Genomic DNA, 16,952 nt, shown 5'->3' with positions numbered 1-16,952 from the left:
CAGCCCTCCTTTAATAAAGGCTTTCATACTATTTAGGGCACACCGAAAAGATGCGATTCGTACACGTCTCGCATCTTTTATGTTCAAGCTCTGCCATAAGGCTGGAAACAGCTTGGCTCGCATCCGAATAAATATTCTCTCTCGTCATTAAATCCAAATACCCAGACGCGTTAAGATCATCCATCAAGGTGTTTTTAAAGCCGCAAAAGACTAATCTTCCTCCCAAACTTTCAATACGTTCTATCTCTTTTACTAACATCTCCTTACCCGCGAAATCGATAAAATTCACCCCGGAGCAGACTAGAACAAAATGCGTATGACCCCCTTTCTCAGGCTTTAAGGCACTTATTGTTTCTTGTATATGGTCGACAGAAGCAAAGTAGATGGAGCCATCTAATCGTATGGTTTTGATCTGAGGGCAGGTCTTAAGGTTGAAGCGTTCAACATTACGAAAGTTGTGATTATCTTCAATCGAAAGAGGCGCAAGCTCTATGATTCTAGGTTTACTGGTACGGCGTAAATACAAAATCAAAGAGAGAATGACACCAAAATAAATGGCGAACTCTAAAGCGATAGTTAAAGTAGAAATAAAGGTCACCAGTAAGATGGCGCTTTCTTCTTTATCAGAGAGAATATGACGAATACTGGTGATATCCACCAAGTTAAAAGCGATCAATAAAATGGCCGCTGCCATCACAGGTAAAGGCAAAAATTCAGTAATTTGAGGAATTGTTAACAAAATAAGTATGAGCAAAAGCGCTGCAAAAATTGCGGCCATGGGCGTTTTTGCCCCTGAGTCGTAATTGACACCAGAGCGAGTAAAGGAGCCAGAACCTGCATAACAAGCGAAGAAACTACCGACAATGTTAGATAATCCTTGGCCCATAAACTCTTTATCACCTTCAATGCGTTGGCCTGAGCGAACACCAATAGCACGGGCAATGGCCAAAGCTTCGACCAAACCTAATATGGCTACTGCCATGGCCCCTGGTAGGAGACTTGTCATCAAATCAAACGATAGAGGGGGCAAACTCATCTGAGGAATCATATTGGGTAATTCGCCCACCAAAGGCACCCCATTATCTTTGCCGTTAATCAACCACGTAAACAAACTACCCACTATCATGCCCAATAACATAGCAGGTAGTTTAGGGTTAAAGCGTTTAATTAGTTGGATGCTAACGAGTGTGACTAGGGCGATGCTTAAGGTATAAAAACTGGTTTCAGGTAGATGCTGGGTAAGTTGCCACCAAGAAGCAAAAAAGTGATTGTCTGATGCAAGTTCAACCCCTAATACATACTTAAATTGGCTGGTGGCAATCAGTAATGCGGCGCCTGTCGTAAAGCCCACTATCACAGTATGGGAGATAAAGTTCACTAAACTGCCCAATCGCATCAAACCAAAGAGATACTGAATGATGCCAGTAAGCAAAGTAAGAGTGAGGACAATACCGATAAACTCACTGGACTCAATTGCCGTATTGTTAGCGATATTGTTCGCCACGCTAAAGACTACGATAGAAATCGCCGCCGTAGGGCCAGAAATAAGATGAAAAGACGAGCCAAAAAGAGCAGCGATAATAGGGGTTATAATCGCCGTGTAAAGGCCGTACTCTGGTGGTAAACCTGCAATCAAGGCGTAAGCTATCCCTTGAGGGAGTACAACAACCGCACCTGTTAGACCCGCCATGAAGTCAGCTATTAAAGACTGTTTATTTAGGTTTTTTCCCCAAATCAAAAAAGGTAAATAGCGATTAATAAAGGCGTGATGTTTTTGGTTTTTATGGCTCATGCTAATGGCTCGCCTTTAAAGGTATTAAGGACAAAATTTAAAGTGGGAGCATGATAAAAGCTTTTGAAGGTTTGATAAAACGATATATATTGGCCTTAAGCTCTAAAAAAACAGGATCTACTTTTGGACACCATATTATTAGAAACCTTTATTGAAGTGACCCACACGCGTAACTTTGCTAAAGCGTCAGACAAGCTCTGTATTTCCACGTCGACCACAAGCGCTAGAATCAAACAGCTTGAAAACCTGTTAGGCGTTGCCTTGTTTGAGCGTAAGCACCATGAAGTCTGTTTAACACCGGCAGGTGAGCGCATGGAGCGCCACGCACGATTTATTCTCAATGCTTGGGAGCAAGCCTATGAAGACACTGCCCTTGGAGAAACAGAGAAAAAGCGTCTTGTGATTGCAGGTGTACCCGGGCTTTGGGATAGCTTCTTACAAGACAAGGTAAATCAACTTTATCAAACCCAGCCTGACCTTATTTTAAGACTAGAGGAGAGTACACCGCTTCGAGTCGTCGAAAAACTGGACCAAGGCTTGGTAGATATCGGCTTTGTCTACGAGCAACCCAATATTAAGGGCCTAATCGTCAAAGAAGTCGCCAGCATCCCCATGAGCTTAGTCACAAGTCAGCCTAAACAAACATTAGAAGAGGCACTCGGTACCGCCTATGTGAGAGTCGAGTGGGGCGCGCCTTTTAATACTCAGCACGAGCTCGCCTTTCCACAGCGTCAGCTTGCTAATGTTCGCGCCAACAGCGGCCGTATCGCCCTAAAACTCATACTCGCCAACGGCGGCGCAGCCTACTTACCCGATACCTTGGTACAAGAGCATTTAAAAGTAGGGAGGCTATTCAAAGTCGACGAGGCGCCCATTATTCACATGAAAGCCTATGCGGCTTATCGAATGCATAATGAGTTGAAAGACTTGTTGGAAGAGTTTGTTGGTGGGTTAGGTTAGTAGTGTCGAAACAACCATAAGTTGACATAAAACAATCATAAGCTGACATCTTAGACAAGCATAATCTGACATCAGCTATATTCGGTAATTTAATTACAATATTAATACTAGTTCAATATGTAGTGTTACGATAACTATCATTGAGTTTTATATAGTTAAAGTGTGGGCGATTCAGTATGCTTAAAAGGAATTATCTCGAAGGCTGATATTAATCAGCAATTTGAAAAAGAACTGTATGATAGAAGTAAGATCTTTTTCGATATTAAGTCCCTAGAGCTTATGTGGAGCTTTTTGAATATAATAAGGAATCAAATAGCTCATACGAATGGACTTTATGATGATAAAGCAAAACAATCACTAAATCGGAGAATTGAGAACTTAGCGAAACATTATCGCGGTAATGATGATTGTTTGCTGTCGATTACCATGATTCTTGATGTTTTTGAAGATCATAACGCACAAGTCAAGAAGACTGGATACTTAGTTGTTGATGATTCTCTTGAGAATATAATCAGAAATATTTCCATTTTTGTTATGGAGTCATTATATGCTTGTAATCGAGACAAAATTGCAAACAAGGTCTTAAAGTCGGACTCGTAACCGTTGGCTTGGTTCCGCTTCGCTTCACATTTTAGTCAACTGCTACTCACCGCTTAAGGCTGCGTTAATGCCTATAATAAGAAAGCAGCCAATTGGCTGCTTTTTTTTGCCTTAAATAAGCTCAACTAGCTTCTAAATTGACACAAGCTAGAAGCAGTTATTATTCATATTATGTAAAAAACACACTCTATTCTCCGCCCGTATGCCGCCCGCGGCTTTTAGTGTTAGGTATGAAAAGTTAAAAGTAATCATATATTTAGAGTGTTTATTTCCGTTTTGTGACAGGAGAAGGAAATTTCTAATAAAACTGGTTAGCTTTAATGTTACAAATATCAATGAAATGACACGAACTATCATTGTGCCTATTACTAAATTATGTAGAATCAATTAGCTGCCTTAGAAGGGATGTAATAACCGTTCCTGAAAATGGTAAATAGGAATCAAGTTAACGTACATGAGCGTTGAGCTAGGAAGGCTGTCAATTAATCAATTTTCCTTCCTTTTAAAAATTAATTAGATGTGACGTTTTGATTGCGGTGACTAAATCGGGCAAATAGAGCGTGCGCATTATTAAGCTGTTATGTCCTCGTAGGGAGTCATCAAAATGGGCACTACTAAAGATTACTGGTTTGATCGAATTGAAGTACAAAAGAATTACCGTTTGGCTAACTTCCTCGGAATTACAGAAGATGAATTAGAGCAGATCACTTACGATATTGACGGTGATTACAGCAATGATGGATTGCTTTATGGTTATACTGTTCGGTTTGACGATGATAACGATCCGTCTATCATGGCGAAAATCAATGGTCTTACTTCAGGCTCCTATGTGAGTTTATCCCAGTGGGATTTGGAAGACCCAGAGGAAGATGAACTTGAGTGGGAAGTAGGTCATTCAGACCAGCTGGAAATGTTCAATAAGCAGTTGGTTGATATCCCCGCAATGCTTCAAATAGAAACTACGAAAAGCGCCCAATTTAGCTTGTTGGTGATGTTGCATGCCCATGTTGTTTCTGCGCTAGAGCACTTTCTATCAACTACATTTATCCATCGCGTCACGAACTCCGACAAATTAACAAAGAAATTGATCGAAACTGATCCAGAATTTGGAAATCGAAAGTTTACAGTAAACGAGATTTACGCTCAGCACAGCAACATTAAGTCAACCGTTGCCACATATCTAAAAGGCATTATCTTTCATGATATGAGCAAGGTAAAGCCAATGTATGCGAAAGTGCTTTCGTGTGATTTTGGGGATGTATCATGGCTCTTCAGAGCAGTTAGAGTTAGGCACGATTGTGTGCATAGAGCTGGTTGTGATAAGGAAGGAACCCCTATAACGGTGTCTGCAGATAGTATTAAAGGGTTAGTTAAAGATTGTCGTATGTTGGCTGAAAAAATTGATGCTCATGTACAGGAATTTGAAAATGAATGACATAACAAGCGCATGTTGCCGGACTGGTTTTCCGCTGCGCTTCAAACCAGCCGCAAATACGGGCGTTATGTGCTTTCGCTACTTCGCGCTCACAGTAAATTCGGTCAGATTAAGATAAATTAACTGGTCTATCTATCAATAAATTTACATTGATGGCTTAAGGATAAGTGTTAGATGTTAAAAAAAATAAAGCTAATACAAGGTATTGGAAATTTCACCAAAACCGTTGCAGGTGGAATAGATCTTGGTAATGTGACCGTTATATATGGTGAGAACAGAAATGGTAAGAGTACCCTCTGTGATATTATTCATTCACTAGCAGAAGATGCACCTGATTTTATAATGCACCGAAAAAGCATACCAAATGACCCAACTAAACCACCTAAAGTTGAATTCATGTTTGGTACTGCGACAGGTAATGTTACATCTAAATTCGAAAACGGTCAGTGGCAAGTAAAAACTCCTGATTGTTCAGGTTTGTATGTTTTTGACCAAAGCTTTATACATAGAAATGTAATAACTGGTCAGAAGCAAGAGAGGCCAAACTCTGAAAACATGACTAGTTTTATTCTTGGTGAGAGTAACACCGCCTTGTTTGCGGCTTTAGCTGAGATGAATAGCAATATCCGTGATGAAAAAAGACTTCTTTCTGGTATTGAAGGGCAATTTACAACTCACGCAGTGGGTAGTATTCCTGCGTATGTTAACTCCGCTTTACCTTCGGAGACTAAAGAACAGTTAGAAACTAACGTGGCGGCACATGAAGCATCAAAACTGCAAGTCACAACTACCATTCAGAATATCGAAAAAATCAAACGTCGTAATGTTCTAAGTGCGGTTGGTACACAGGTCAACTTTGCTCAAGCAATTGATTCAATTAATACTGTACTAGCATCTAGCCTTCAAAAGGTTCATCAAGATTCATTTGTGTCTCTGCAAAATCACATGAGCAATCATGTGAACAACTCAGCTACTTTTAAAGGTTGGGCTAGCCAAGGTATCGCACAAATAAAAGATGATTGTCCTTTCTGTGGGCAGGCTTTAAGTGCTGATGCTCAAGGCCTAATCGCTGCGTACCAGCAGGCTTTTAATGCTGAGTTTGATAGATTTAACAAAGAAACAAGACAAATTTTAAATGGCCTTCGTCAGCCATTTAGTATTCCAAATACTCGTGAAAACCTTATTCAGCTACACCAAGCCAATAAACAAGTGTTTGAGTTGTATGTGGAGCCTCAAATTATAACCAATCAAGCTCTAGCGCCTTTAACTGCTTCATTGGAACAAAAGCATGAAGATATTCTCGCTTCTTTTGATGCCGTTATTGCAAATAGCCAGCAAGCAACGGAATTCTGGATACCGAGACTAGAGCAAAAGTTTACTACGCCCTACGAACCTGCTCAACTCGTTACCTTCGATGTACTGAACATAGCAGCAACAACGTATAATCAAGCTATCTATGAATATTGGGTAGTCGCAGAGCAAATTAACGCTATCTTCAATGCTTATAAAGGCTCACTTAATGAAGTGGAGCTGAATCATCAATTGACAGAAATCGCACAACAACAAGCACAAGCTAATTTGGCGCTAAAGCGGATAGCATTAGAGCCACTTTGTGTTCAGTACAGGCAGAAGCTAGCAACTGTTAATGGGTTAGATACTACTTATAAATCACAAAAGCAGCAGCTCGAACAATCGCAGACAGCGTATTTAGATACTTACTTTGATTTGATAAATGGACTGTTTCGTCAGCTTGGCTCAAGTAACTTTAAGATTATCAAAGTACCTAATAATCGCGGCAGACAAGTTATCTATGACCTTCGTGTTAAGTTTAAAGGTGAGGATATTTCTGCTGATAATATTAATACAGTATTTAGTGAGTCAGACCGCAGAGCGCTAGCACTTTGTATATTTTTAGCTAAGGTGATGTCTCTTCCAACAGAGGAGAAAGCTAAGGCTATTTTAGTGCTGGATGATCCTGTTACTAGTTTTGATAATGAGCGAATAGCACTGATTCTCAATAAGCTGGATGAGCTGCAACGGACTATTAAACAACTTGTACTAACGACTCACTATAAAGGAATGGCAGCAAAAGCTGCGAAGAAATTCAGGCGGTGCGCTAAATCGGTAAAATTAGTTCATGGTGCTGAAACTTGCTCGATAGAAGCCGTTGAAATTGATGACATGATGGCTACAGAGCATGATGTTGCTTTTGACAGAATTAAAGCATTTGTTAATCGTGAAACTAATAACAACATTCTAACAACCTTGCGACCTTTCTTTGAGGGAGAAATTCGTCATCGTTTTAAGAAACAGCTCATTGATCTTGGTGAAGCGAAATCAGACCTGTCAGTTTGCACTGTTGCTTTAAGGGACAACGGCTATATCACTGCTGAGCTTGAAGCTCGCTTGAGTGCGATTCGAGATACTTTAAACACACCTATGCACGAAATTGGCGATGACACGCTTGAAAATACAAGAGCACTAGCTGAACAAGTCATTAATATTGTATATGACGAACTGTAAATGCACATAACAAGTCGTTTAAAAGGACAAAAAACAGTTGGCTTTTGCTCCTACGTCGCTAATTTTAGCCAACAATTTTTTGCCTCTTAATATGGTGTTAATACCCATGATAAAAAGCAGCCAATAGGCTGTTTTTTTGCCTAAGAAAACTTAATTTCTTCTAAATAGACAAATGTTAGGTACAGCTATCACTAAAAACATACAAATAACACACTCTATTTTCCGCCCGTATACCGCCCGCGGCTTTTAGTGCTAGGTATGAAAAGTTATTAATAATCATATGGATAGAGTATTAATTGCCGTTTTGTGAAGAGAAAAGGAAGGCTCTAATAAAACTGTCTGTATGTACAGTTTCTTTTTCAAATTACTTAATTGTTAAATGGCAGTGTATTCATCATCTGTAAGCAATAATTGAGCTAAAGCCCATTTCAATGGGCTTTAGGTTTGTTATTTGCTTATACTGGATGCTTTTGTAAGTTCAATTTCATTTCCAAGAAAATTTCCCCAAGAAATTTTCTATGATATTTACCTTTGTTAATAAATGAATTTTCAACTATAAACCCGTTTTTTTCTAAAACTCGATAGGAAGCATGATTTCTTTTTAAAACACCGCTTTCTATATGAGTAAGGTTCAATTCGTTTTTAGCGAATTTAAGTAATTTATTAACGGCTATGCTTGCAATACCAAGGTTCCAATATTGGGTTTCAACCCAATAGTATAAATTTGAAAATCCTTTAGTTTTGTTCACATCATATATAGCGCATATACCTACAAAATTATTTTCTTTTAGTATGGCAAAAGAGTAACGAGTCTCAGCTGAACGACCAAACATCTCTCGATCTACATAGCTAGTTGCATCCATATGTGTATATGGCAGTTTTATTGGATATGAAGTGGCTAGTTTTTCATTATTTAAACCTTTATATATGAAAGGTATATGATTTTGGTCTAGCACCTCTAAGGTCACACCGCATTCAGAAATTGAATACATCATTAAAATTTGTCGTCCTGAATCCTTCAATAGTTATGTATATCGGTAAATGATCTGATGGAAATTCAATGTTATCTATGTCTTTGAATTGGATGTCTTCAGAACTCCATGGACCCTTTTCCGGACCCTCGAGTGTATTTACCTTCATCGGATAATATCCTTTCGGAATTTTTGGTAATACTCTCCCTGCTCTGTCATTAGCTTCCAATTTGATAAAAAGGTTTTTACTTACGCATATCTTATCAAATGGGCTTACTAGCTCTTTGCTTTCATTTAAACTTGTTAGCAGTCCTCCTAACAAGCATGCATATTGCTTATTTAGTGGCGCTGGAACTGTATTTCCGTTCGTATTAAAATCCCCAAGCCAAACATTGACTTTTTGCTCCTTCACCGTTTTACTCGCGTCGTTACACCAATCGGCTCCTGTCCCATCATTTTTCTTATATGGAGCATGAGATGTAGCAAAGCGAATTCCACCAATCTCTATCACCCACAATGTCCGAGCAGCACCTGTCAGTATCTCAAATGATGTAATTTTACTAATTATATTATCATTACTATTTGTTAGAATTGCTAAATTGCTCTGTGGATCCGAATGACTTTTTAGATATGTACATGAATAGTTCACTTTTTTAGACGGAACTTTCTTCTTATCGTATTGCGAAAATTTCCCAGGTTCTAGCAATAAAATGACATCCCAATCAATGTTAGTGGCTTCAATAAATTTCATTATATTGGTGGGAGATTTTGATTGTATGTTCCAGCACAAAACTTTTACATCATCTTTTTGCATTATATTATCCTCTTTTAATTGGTTTTTACTCATTGTTATAGGTTGTTTTACATTGCCTATAACATGGGGTTAAAAGGTAATGGTCTTTTTCTCCACTATATGAGTGTTAAAGGGCTATGTTAATTATCTTCACTATAAGGCGCTGAAAAGCTTGGCCTTCCTCACTTTCCTATTAAAAACAAAAGTTTCATAAGTTTGGGTCAAGCTTAGCGAAGTTGATTGTTCAATACACAGTCGAATAAACGGGCAGTTCGGAGTATTTAGCCATTTAACAATGCCATTCAACCGACTCCACAACGCCGCCCTTTTTTTGCATTGAGAAAGCTCAATCTCTTCTAACAAGACAAATTTTAGATACAACTATTACTAACACTATGCGAAAAATACGCTCTATTTTCCGCCCGTATACCGCCCGCGGCTGTTAGTGGTAGGTATAAAAAATTATTAATATTCATGCATTTAGAGTGTTAATTACCGTTTTGTAAGTAGAAAAGGAAATCTCTAAAGAAACTGGCTGTAAATACAGTTTGTTTGGGGACGGCACATTTTGATGAGGATTGATACGCTTTGTCATTGTGCCTATTACTAAATTATGTAGAATCAATTAATTATCTTAGTAGTATGAAAATAACCATGCTCGACAAGCAAAAATAGGAATCGAAATAACGCGCATGCGCATTTAACCAGGAAGGTTTTCAGTTGATAAGTAGCCTTTCTTCAAATTAATTAAGCAGATGTGACGTTTTGAGTGCGGTGGATAAGTCGCACAAACCGAGCGTGCGCATTATTAAGCCGTTAAGTTTCTACTGCCTTGCAGTTTCTGTTATATGAACAAGTTATACGATATTTATAACAATAATAGGATTGAAAACCATGAATGAATGTGAAATCACAAGATACCTCAAACATGCTGTATTGAATGAGAATTTTCGACGCTTAGTAGATGATGACATTGAGAAATCATTTCAAGACTATAAACTTACAGAAGTTGAAAAAAGCATACTAAGAGAACGGAGTCTAGATATGACTAAACTAGTCTCTACAGCGATTAATGACATTCTCACAAACTTGGTTGGGAACAGCCATGAAAAATGGGGTGTAGATGAACCTGTTGATTATGTAACGACACAGCAATCTGTCATGGTTCGCCTAATAACTGTAATACCACCGCCACCAGTTACTATTACTCCACCACCACCACCACCAACAACGAGACCATCGAAGAAAACAAAAGCTGAGCACTTTTCAATAGCCGCACCTGATTTTAAAGGTCTAGCTGATAAGGTTTTTCATGAAGATGGTGAGGATAGATATACAAAAGTTCTTAATCTAATAACAGAGTTATCTGAAAAAGGGTATTTAGATTCTTCAATTACTCAACCCAACAAAGATACTAAAGATGTTGATATCTATATCGTTGGATTAGGAATAATGAATGTGGATCAGATAACGAGGGAGGCCGAATATATACTTTCCAAATCTAAAACTGTTCTTTATGTGGAGAATGGTATTGGGGTTGATGAGTTTCTAAAATCAAAATGTGAGAATGCAATTAATCTAGTATCAGAATATGAAGAAGATCAGGATAGAATGATCGCATATCGAGCCATGGCGGCAAAGGTATTAGATACAGCTCTAGAAGGCGGCCCAATTACATTTGGTCTATATGGACATCCGACAGTATTTGCATATCCTCCATTTTTAATAAAACAGGCAGCCGATTTATTGGGGCTTAAAGTAAAAGTTGTTCCTGGAATTTCAGCTATGGATTGTATATTTACGGATTTGATGATTGATCCGGGGACTGCAGGTATGCAAATGTACGAAGCAACTGAATTGCTGATGAGAGAGCGCCCTTTGCATAACGATGTGCCGGCTTTAATATGGCAGATTGGTGCAATTGAAACCGCTCTCTATTCTCAAATGCCGAGTAATGCTCAAAGATTCGAGCGATTTAAAGAATATTTACTCAAATTCTATCCTGCGGAACATACAGTTCATTCTATATATTGCTCTAACTATTTTATGATGCCAGCTACACTTCACAGCTTCAAAATTGAGGATATAGGTGATTATGCAGAACAACTTCATGCGGGGCATACTCTTTATATTCCACCATGTGAGTACAGAGAAGTTGTAGATGAATATCTAGCCAAAGATATTATGGATGTCGAACATTTGAAAAAGATTACTGGTGGAGGCTAGGAAGTCTTTTGAGACAAAACTTAACATGGCATTCAAACGGAAAATTTACAGTTGGTTGTTCGCTTCGCTCAAGTATAACCAACTGCAAATTTCCGCTTAATGTGGCGTTAATTCCATGATAAGAAAGCAGCCAATAAGCTGTTTTTTTTGCCTTAAGAAAACTCAATTTCTTCTAAATAGACAAATGTTAAGTACAGTTATCGCTAAAAACATGCAAATAACACACTCTATTTTCCGCTCGTATACCGCCCGCGGCTTTTAGTGCTAGGTATGAAAAGTTATTAGTATTCATGCAGTTAGAGTGTTAATTGCCGTTTTGTTACAGGAAAAGGAAATTGAAGTATTACGCGCGTAAGCCTTAAAACCCTAGGTGTTAGGGGTTACATTTTCTTCACGCTGTTATTTTTGTGTTTACAGCAACCTACTCTAAAGGGCAATCGCAGATTGCGGGCCTTTCTCATTTCTAAGCCCTGCATTCGTGTGGGGCTTTTTCGTTTCTAGGATTCCATATGGGCGACTTAAATTCTTTTAAAGAGCTTTTTGAAGCTCAACGTATAGAGAATAAAGAACAGTTTTCAGAGTTACGCACTGCCACTAGTGAAATGGCTAAAGCTGTTTCTCAACTAACTGCTAATTTAACCCGTGTCGAAGAGAGGCACTTGTCTCATGACAATGGAATGAAGCGAATTAGTGTTGTGCTAGATGATCATGAAAAGCAGCTGAGGGTATCCGAAGGGCGCACTAATACTGCTATTGGAAGCTGGAAGGCATTAACTGTGATTGGCTCGATTGCAGCAGCAGTTGTTAGCTTTTCTATTGGTTTGTGGGGGAAGTTATGAGTCTGCACTTATTACAACTGAAGGATCTTGTGGTGAAGTCTGTGCTTAAAGGTTTAGGCATGTACTCAGTAGCGGCTGAGCAATTGGTTATGGGGACGATCTGCCAAGAAAGCGGGGGTGTTTACCTTAAACAGTTGGGCGGTGGCCCTGCATTAGGTATCTGCCAAATGGAGCCAAACACTCACAAAGATATCTGGTTGAACTACCTCAAGTATCAAAGAGACATTGTAAAAGACTTATCTGAATTCATTAGTGCAGCAGCTGAAGATGCTTATGCAGTAGCTGGTTATCCTGATCACGATGAACTGATTAGTAATCTCAAATACGCGATTGCAATGTGTCGTGTTCATTACTGGAAAACAAGCTCAGACACCTAGTCCAAATTGATTGGACTATCCTTAGTTTTCTAGACAGTATTAGTAAAGCTCCAACATGGCAAAAATAGTAATGAGGTGCGCTATGATAAGTGTAAAAAATTCGATGAATGAAATTAATGCAGTAGCTTTAATCTGGTTTGAAGAAAAAAGAAGTTCAAAGCACTGGAATCTTACATTAGATCAAGCAAGTGTTTTATTGGGGGGAATATCACATAATACCTATAATTCATTGCTGAATCAGGCCTCAAACGAGCATTCAATTGACTTAAGCTCAGACCTAGAAAATCGATTGTCTTTATTACTTGGAATTCATAAAGCAATTGCCTTATCCTCCCCTAAAGGATGCGAAAGTGATTTCTGGGACAGACCTATAAATCATCCTATCTTTCAACGACGCAGCGTTAAAGAAGTTTTGTTAGCTAACCCATCTGTTTTAACTTTTTATTCAGTGCGCAGACACTTAGAAGATAGGTGTAAATAGACTTATTATTTTCAATAGTTTCCTCAGCGTTTATAGGGGGAAGTTAATCATATATCAATGAATGCAATAATAACTTTAAAACTGAATTAATTTACTCTTCAATTTTTTGGGGTCTAGTTGTATTTTCCTAAAAGCTAATAACTATTTGAAATTGCTCGATAGATAATAAAATTATTGTTATTCATATTGGTCTTATGGTTATTTGGAGGATATTAAAGCGTGATATCTTTATTTGCCGTATATTGATCGATAGTATTTTTTTTAATGAATATATTGAAATGTAATAATTATATATTAAATTATTTTGAATTCTTCTGATTATTTCTTTGACAAAAACTAATTTGTCTATCATTACTAATATTGGTTTTATTAAAAAGTAGTATTGAAATGATTCGCAAACGTATTCTTGGAAAGTCAGCAGTTAACAATATCTATCGTTTTCCAAGTTATAAAACAGGAAGAACAATACTTACTGAATCGACATTGGAGTTCAACGCGTGCTTTCACTTTGAGTACTCACCTCAAGTTATTAGATTCGAATCTCAACCATTAGGGTTTGATTATGAGTTGGAAAATAAAATTCATAGCTATACTCCCGATTTTGCAACTATTGACCGCCAGGGAATACGTTGTTTATACGAAGTAAAACCTCAAAAAATTGCTATTAAAGATTCATTTATATATGAATTTGAAGCTAAAAAAAAAGCATCTTCAGAACTTGGTTTTGAGCTTTATGTAATTGATGAAAGTCAAATATGCATCAAGCCTCTCTTGGATAATCTTAAAATTTTACATCGATATGTAATGCATGAGTGCTCAGGCGAGCTACTTGATAAGTTAATAAGCGAAATCGTTTCTCTAAAGACGCCAACTATCAATGATGTAAGTAAGAGTGTAGGAAACGGGAACACTTTAATGTGTGAAATTTGCTCTTTAATCGCGATAGGGAAATTAGGCACAGACTTAAACAAACTGATAGATAATCAATCAAAAGTATGGATGCAGTGATGAATAATTTCGAGTCTTTTTTTGAAGGTAAACCTACTGAAATAGAATCTAATCAAAACGAAATAGAACAAACTTACCATAATGATGAAGTTTTCAAAGATATTTCAGTATTCTCAGAGACGTTACGTAACGAAGCGATTCATCGTTATAATATAATAAATTATCTCATTCATCACGACGTTCAGATATTTACAGAAAGGCATATTATTCCTCACCTACCAGTATTAAAAGAAAAATTCGGTGATGATATACCGAACTGGAGAACAATATCTCGATGGTGGAAATCATTTAAAGAAAGTGATTTTCAAATTGTTTCTTTAGTTACAACCGCTAAAAAAAAAGGCAATAGAGTTAAAAATTTGGAGCCTGAAGTAGATAGGTTATTGAATGAAAATATAAAAAGAACTTTAAGCGCTGAGAGACCATGTCTAGCAGAAGGAATGAGAACTCTAAGAACTGAAATTTAACGATATAACAATCAGCATGGTACTAATTTTAATTATCCTAGTTATGAAATATTTCGAAGAAGATATCATCAAGTTACCCCTTATGAAAAAACAAAATTAACTTCTGGAAAAAGAAAAGCAGGTCAAGATTTTAGAGTGGTTAAAGAAAAAATTAAAACAACGCGTTTATTAGAACGAGTTGAAGCAGACCATACTCGTTTAGATTTATTTGTTGTCGATGATATTTCAAGGCTACCCTTGGGTAGGCCATGGCTGACTTTATTAATAGATTCATATAGCTTAATAATTACAGGTTTTTATTTAGGTTTTGAGCCACCCAGTTTTTTATCTGTCTCTTATGCATTAAAGAATTCGATTCTAAAAAAAGATTATGTGAAAGATAAATTTCAAAGTGTTGTTAATACATGGTCAGCACATGGTATTCCAGAGTTACTTGTTTTTGACAATGGTAAAGAGTTTTGGGATAACAATTTAACCGATAACTGTCGTGATTTAGGGATTGAAGTTCTTAGTAATCCTGTCCGACATCCTTGGCTTAAAGCATCTGTGGAGCGTTTTTTTGGAACTGTAAATACAGAGTTACTCTCTTCAATACCTGGTAAATCTTTCAGTAATATTTTATCACGTGGCGATTATGATCCTCAGAAAAATGCAGTTATCTCCAAATCAAAAATGATAGAAATTATTCATAAGTGGATTATAGATATTTACCAAGTTTCACCTAACTCACTAGAAACTAATATTCCTGATCTTACTTGGCGTGAATCAATGACAATGTTTCCGGTCCGCGAATTTAATGGTTCGCTTATGCAATTAGATTTCAAGCTTGGTAGAACTGACATTAGAACTTTACGTCATGATGGTATAAATATTCTTTCCGTTCGCTATCATAATGATAAATTGGCGGCACTTAGAGCAAGAGACGGAAATGGCAAAATTAAGATTAAAAAACTCCCAGGAAATATAGGCTTTATCTTTGTTTTAGACTGTGAAAAAGATGCTTATTTTATTGTTCCTGCTTTAAACCAGAATTACGCACAAGGTTTAACGCTCTGGCAGCATAATTTGAATAGAAGATATGCAAGAGAACATATTAGACATAACTATGATATCGATGATCTTGTAACTGCTATGTTAGAAATTAAAGAGATTATTGAGTCAGAAGTGCAAATAACTAAGAAAACTAAAACAAAAAAATCATCGGCAACCATCTCTAATCGTGTCAGAGCTGCGCGTTATTTAGAAAAAAATGATATTGGATTACCGAAACAAATTAAAGAGGCTGAGGGTGCCAATTCATTGACGGTAGTGAAAGAAAGTGACAGGAATGTAAATGATTGGACAGTAAGTTTGGATGCACCAAATTGGTCTGTTTCGACTCTGGGTAAAGAAGATGAATAATCAGTTCAAAAAACAGTATTCAGATGTGAGAAATCTTTTTGTGAATACGCCGTATTTACGCTCAATTCTTCAGGAGATTGATAGCTGTCGACAAGACTCTTTTTTAGGTGGCGAACCTGATTGTATGCTAATTACTGGTTATACAGGCGCGGGAAAGACAAGTTTAATTCAACGTTATTTAGATATTTACCCTAGTGTTGATAAAGAAAATAAAACGGTAGTATCTGTTTTATATACAACATTACCTGAAAACTCGTCTCCAATTTCAGCGTCTCAACAAATGTTAAATGATCTTAATGACCCATTTTATTGCACGTCAAATAACGCTGTATTGCTAAATAATCGTTTGGTCACTCTGCTTAAAAATTGCGAAACAGAGCTAATCATTATTGATGAATTTCAGCATATGATTGAGCGTCGCAGTTCTAAAATTCTATTTAGGGCTGCGGACTGGCTTAAAACGTTAATCGTTAGATCAAAAGTGCCAGTTGTTATGTTTGGTATGCCAAATAGCAAACATATTCTTGAAGCAAACTCTCAGCTTGCTAGGCGATTTATTCTGCAAAGAGTATTAAAGCCATTTCGAGTAACCGATGAGAAAGAAAGGGAATTTTATTTGCTCTTTCTAAATGAAGTCGACAAAGCACTACCTTTCATAAAACCTAGTCAGCTAGCCTCAAAAGCAATAGCCTTACCACTTTATGCATTCTGTAGAGGCAGCATGGGACGCTTACGAAAACTGATCAATTTGGCCACTAAAATTGCATTGTTAGAAGATCATTTGAAGATTGAATTAACTGATTTTATGAAGGCTACAGAATTATTATTGAATGAGAAATTTGATAATCCTTTTGTGTTGCCGCTTAACAAAATCACTTATCAAGAGCCAAAAAATCAAGAGGATTGGGACGAATATATAGATTATGGTCATTTATCACTTAAAAATGACAATAAGGATAAGTCCTTAAACGATCTTTTTAGTCGTAAATAATTTTGATCAGATGTAATGGAAGAAATATCACATTTTGGATACGAGCACTTACTAGGTAGAAACGCAGTGATGTTGCTCTTGGAATCAA

14 protein-coding genes are annotated in these 16,952 nt (G+C 37.3%); 11 read left to right on the top strand and 3 right to left on the bottom strand.

Translation table 11 applies throughout. The features are described 5' to 3' along the window. Nucleotides 1-28: 28 nt before the first annotated feature. Complete coding sequence (locus OA91_RS19530; protein ID WP_063337618.1) at nucleotides 29-1,792, bottom strand: SulP family inorganic anion transporter; 1,764 nt, start codon at nucleotides 1,790-1,792, stop codon at nucleotides 29-31. A gap of 123 nt (nucleotides 1,793-1,915) precedes the next feature. On the opposite strand from OA91_RS19530, the gene OA91_RS19525 reads away from it, so the two are divergent. From OA91_RS19525 to OA91_RS19510, 3 genes are all read left to right on the top strand, one after another. Further along, nucleotides 1,916-2,752: a LysR family transcriptional regulator gene (locus OA91_RS19525; protein WP_063337617.1), complete on the top strand. Its 837-nt coding sequence runs from the start codon at nucleotides 1,916-1,918 to the stop codon at nucleotides 2,750-2,752. A 1,204-nt stretch (nucleotides 2,753-3,956) separates the two neighbouring features. Continuing rightward, on the top strand, nucleotides 3,957-4,787 hold the full coding sequence (locus OA91_RS19515; RefSeq protein ID WP_063337615.1) for a hypothetical protein: 831 nt from the start codon (nucleotides 3,957-3,959) through the stop codon (nucleotides 4,785-4,787). A 174-nt stretch (nucleotides 4,788-4,961) separates the two neighbouring features. Further along, nucleotides 4,962-7,310 (top strand): AAA family ATPase, encoded by a 2,349-nt coding sequence (locus OA91_RS19510; RefSeq protein ID WP_063337614.1) that lies wholly within the window; start codon nucleotides 4,962-4,964, stop codon nucleotides 7,308-7,310. Nucleotides 7,311-7,765: 455 nt separating this feature from the next. Here the strand turns inward: OA91_RS19510 and OA91_RS19505 are convergent, their stop codons facing one another. Continuing rightward, nucleotides 7,766-8,305, bottom strand: coding sequence for a GNAT family N-acetyltransferase (locus OA91_RS19505; RefSeq protein WP_063337613.1), 540 nt, complete (start codon nucleotides 8,303-8,305; stop codon nucleotides 7,766-7,768). Beyond that, nucleotides 8,286-9,095 carry an endonuclease/exonuclease/phosphatase family protein gene (locus OA91_RS19500; RefSeq protein ID WP_063337612.1) on the bottom strand — a complete coding sequence of 270 codons (810 nt, stop codon included), beginning with the start codon at nucleotides 9,093-9,095 and terminating at the stop codon, nucleotides 8,286-8,288. Before OA91_RS19500 ends, OA91_RS19505 begins: the two co-directional genes overlap by 20 nt. Before the next feature lie 873 nt (nucleotides 9,096-9,968). On the opposite strand from OA91_RS19500, the gene OA91_RS19495 reads away from it, so the two are divergent. The 8 genes from OA91_RS19495 to OA91_RS19460 all read left to right on the top strand — a co-directional run bounded on the left by OA91_RS19495 (nucleotide 9,969) and on the right by OA91_RS19460 (nucleotide 16,864). Next, complete coding sequence (locus OA91_RS19495; protein ID WP_063337611.1) at nucleotides 9,969-11,300, top strand: SAM-dependent methyltransferase; 1,332 nt, start codon at nucleotides 9,969-9,971, stop codon at nucleotides 11,298-11,300. 509 nt (nucleotides 11,301-11,809) lie between these two features. After that, the gene (locus tag OA91_RS19490; protein ID WP_063337610.1) at nucleotides 11,810-12,139 is read left to right on the top strand and encodes a hypothetical protein; all 330 of its coding nucleotides are present in this window, start codon (nucleotides 11,810-11,812) and stop codon (nucleotides 12,137-12,139) included. Beyond that, nucleotides 12,136-12,516 carry a hypothetical protein gene (locus OA91_RS19485; RefSeq protein WP_063337609.1) on the top strand — a complete coding sequence of 127 codons (381 nt, stop codon included), beginning with the start codon at nucleotides 12,136-12,138 and terminating at the stop codon, nucleotides 12,514-12,516. Before OA91_RS19490 ends, OA91_RS19485 begins: the two co-directional genes overlap by 4 nt. A 103-nt stretch (nucleotides 12,517-12,619) precedes the next feature. Then, nucleotides 12,620-12,997 carry a hypothetical protein gene (locus tag OA91_RS19480; RefSeq protein WP_157203802.1) on the top strand — a complete coding sequence of 126 codons (378 nt, stop codon included), beginning with the start codon at nucleotides 12,620-12,622 and terminating at the stop codon, nucleotides 12,995-12,997. A gap of 387 nt (nucleotides 12,998-13,384) precedes the next feature. Further along, nucleotides 13,385-14,005, top strand: a complete 621-nt coding sequence (locus OA91_RS19475) for a TnsA endonuclease N-terminal domain-containing protein (RefSeq protein ID WP_063337607.1) — start codon at nucleotides 13,385-13,387, stop codon at nucleotides 14,003-14,005. Then, a complete protein-coding gene (locus OA91_RS19470) occupies nucleotides 14,005-14,472 on the top strand; it encodes a hypothetical protein (RefSeq protein ID WP_063337606.1) in 468 nt (155 codons plus the stop codon). The genes OA91_RS19475 and OA91_RS19470 overlap by 1 nt, the downstream gene beginning before the upstream one ends. Nucleotides 14,473-14,607: 135 nt before the next feature. After that, the gene (locus OA91_RS19465) at nucleotides 14,608-15,873 is read left to right on the top strand and encodes a DDE-type integrase/transposase/recombinase (protein WP_063337605.1); all 1,266 of its coding nucleotides are present in this window, start codon (nucleotides 14,608-14,610) and stop codon (nucleotides 15,871-15,873) included. After that, entirely contained in the window at nucleotides 15,866-16,864 is a 999-nt protein-coding gene (locus OA91_RS19460) for a TniB family NTP-binding protein (protein WP_063337604.1), read from the top strand. The genes OA91_RS19465 and OA91_RS19460 overlap by 8 nt, the downstream gene beginning before the upstream one ends. Nucleotides 16,865-16,952: the final 88 nt, after the last annotated feature.

Origin of the sequence: Marinomonas sp. SBI8L (assembly GCF_001624705.1) — a bacterium.
Classification (GTDB): Bacteria; Pseudomonadota; Gammaproteobacteria; order Pseudomonadales; family Marinomonadaceae; genus Marinomonas.
Note: the sequence above shows the minus strand (reverse complement) of the source record. Positions and strands in the feature narration are given on the sequence as shown.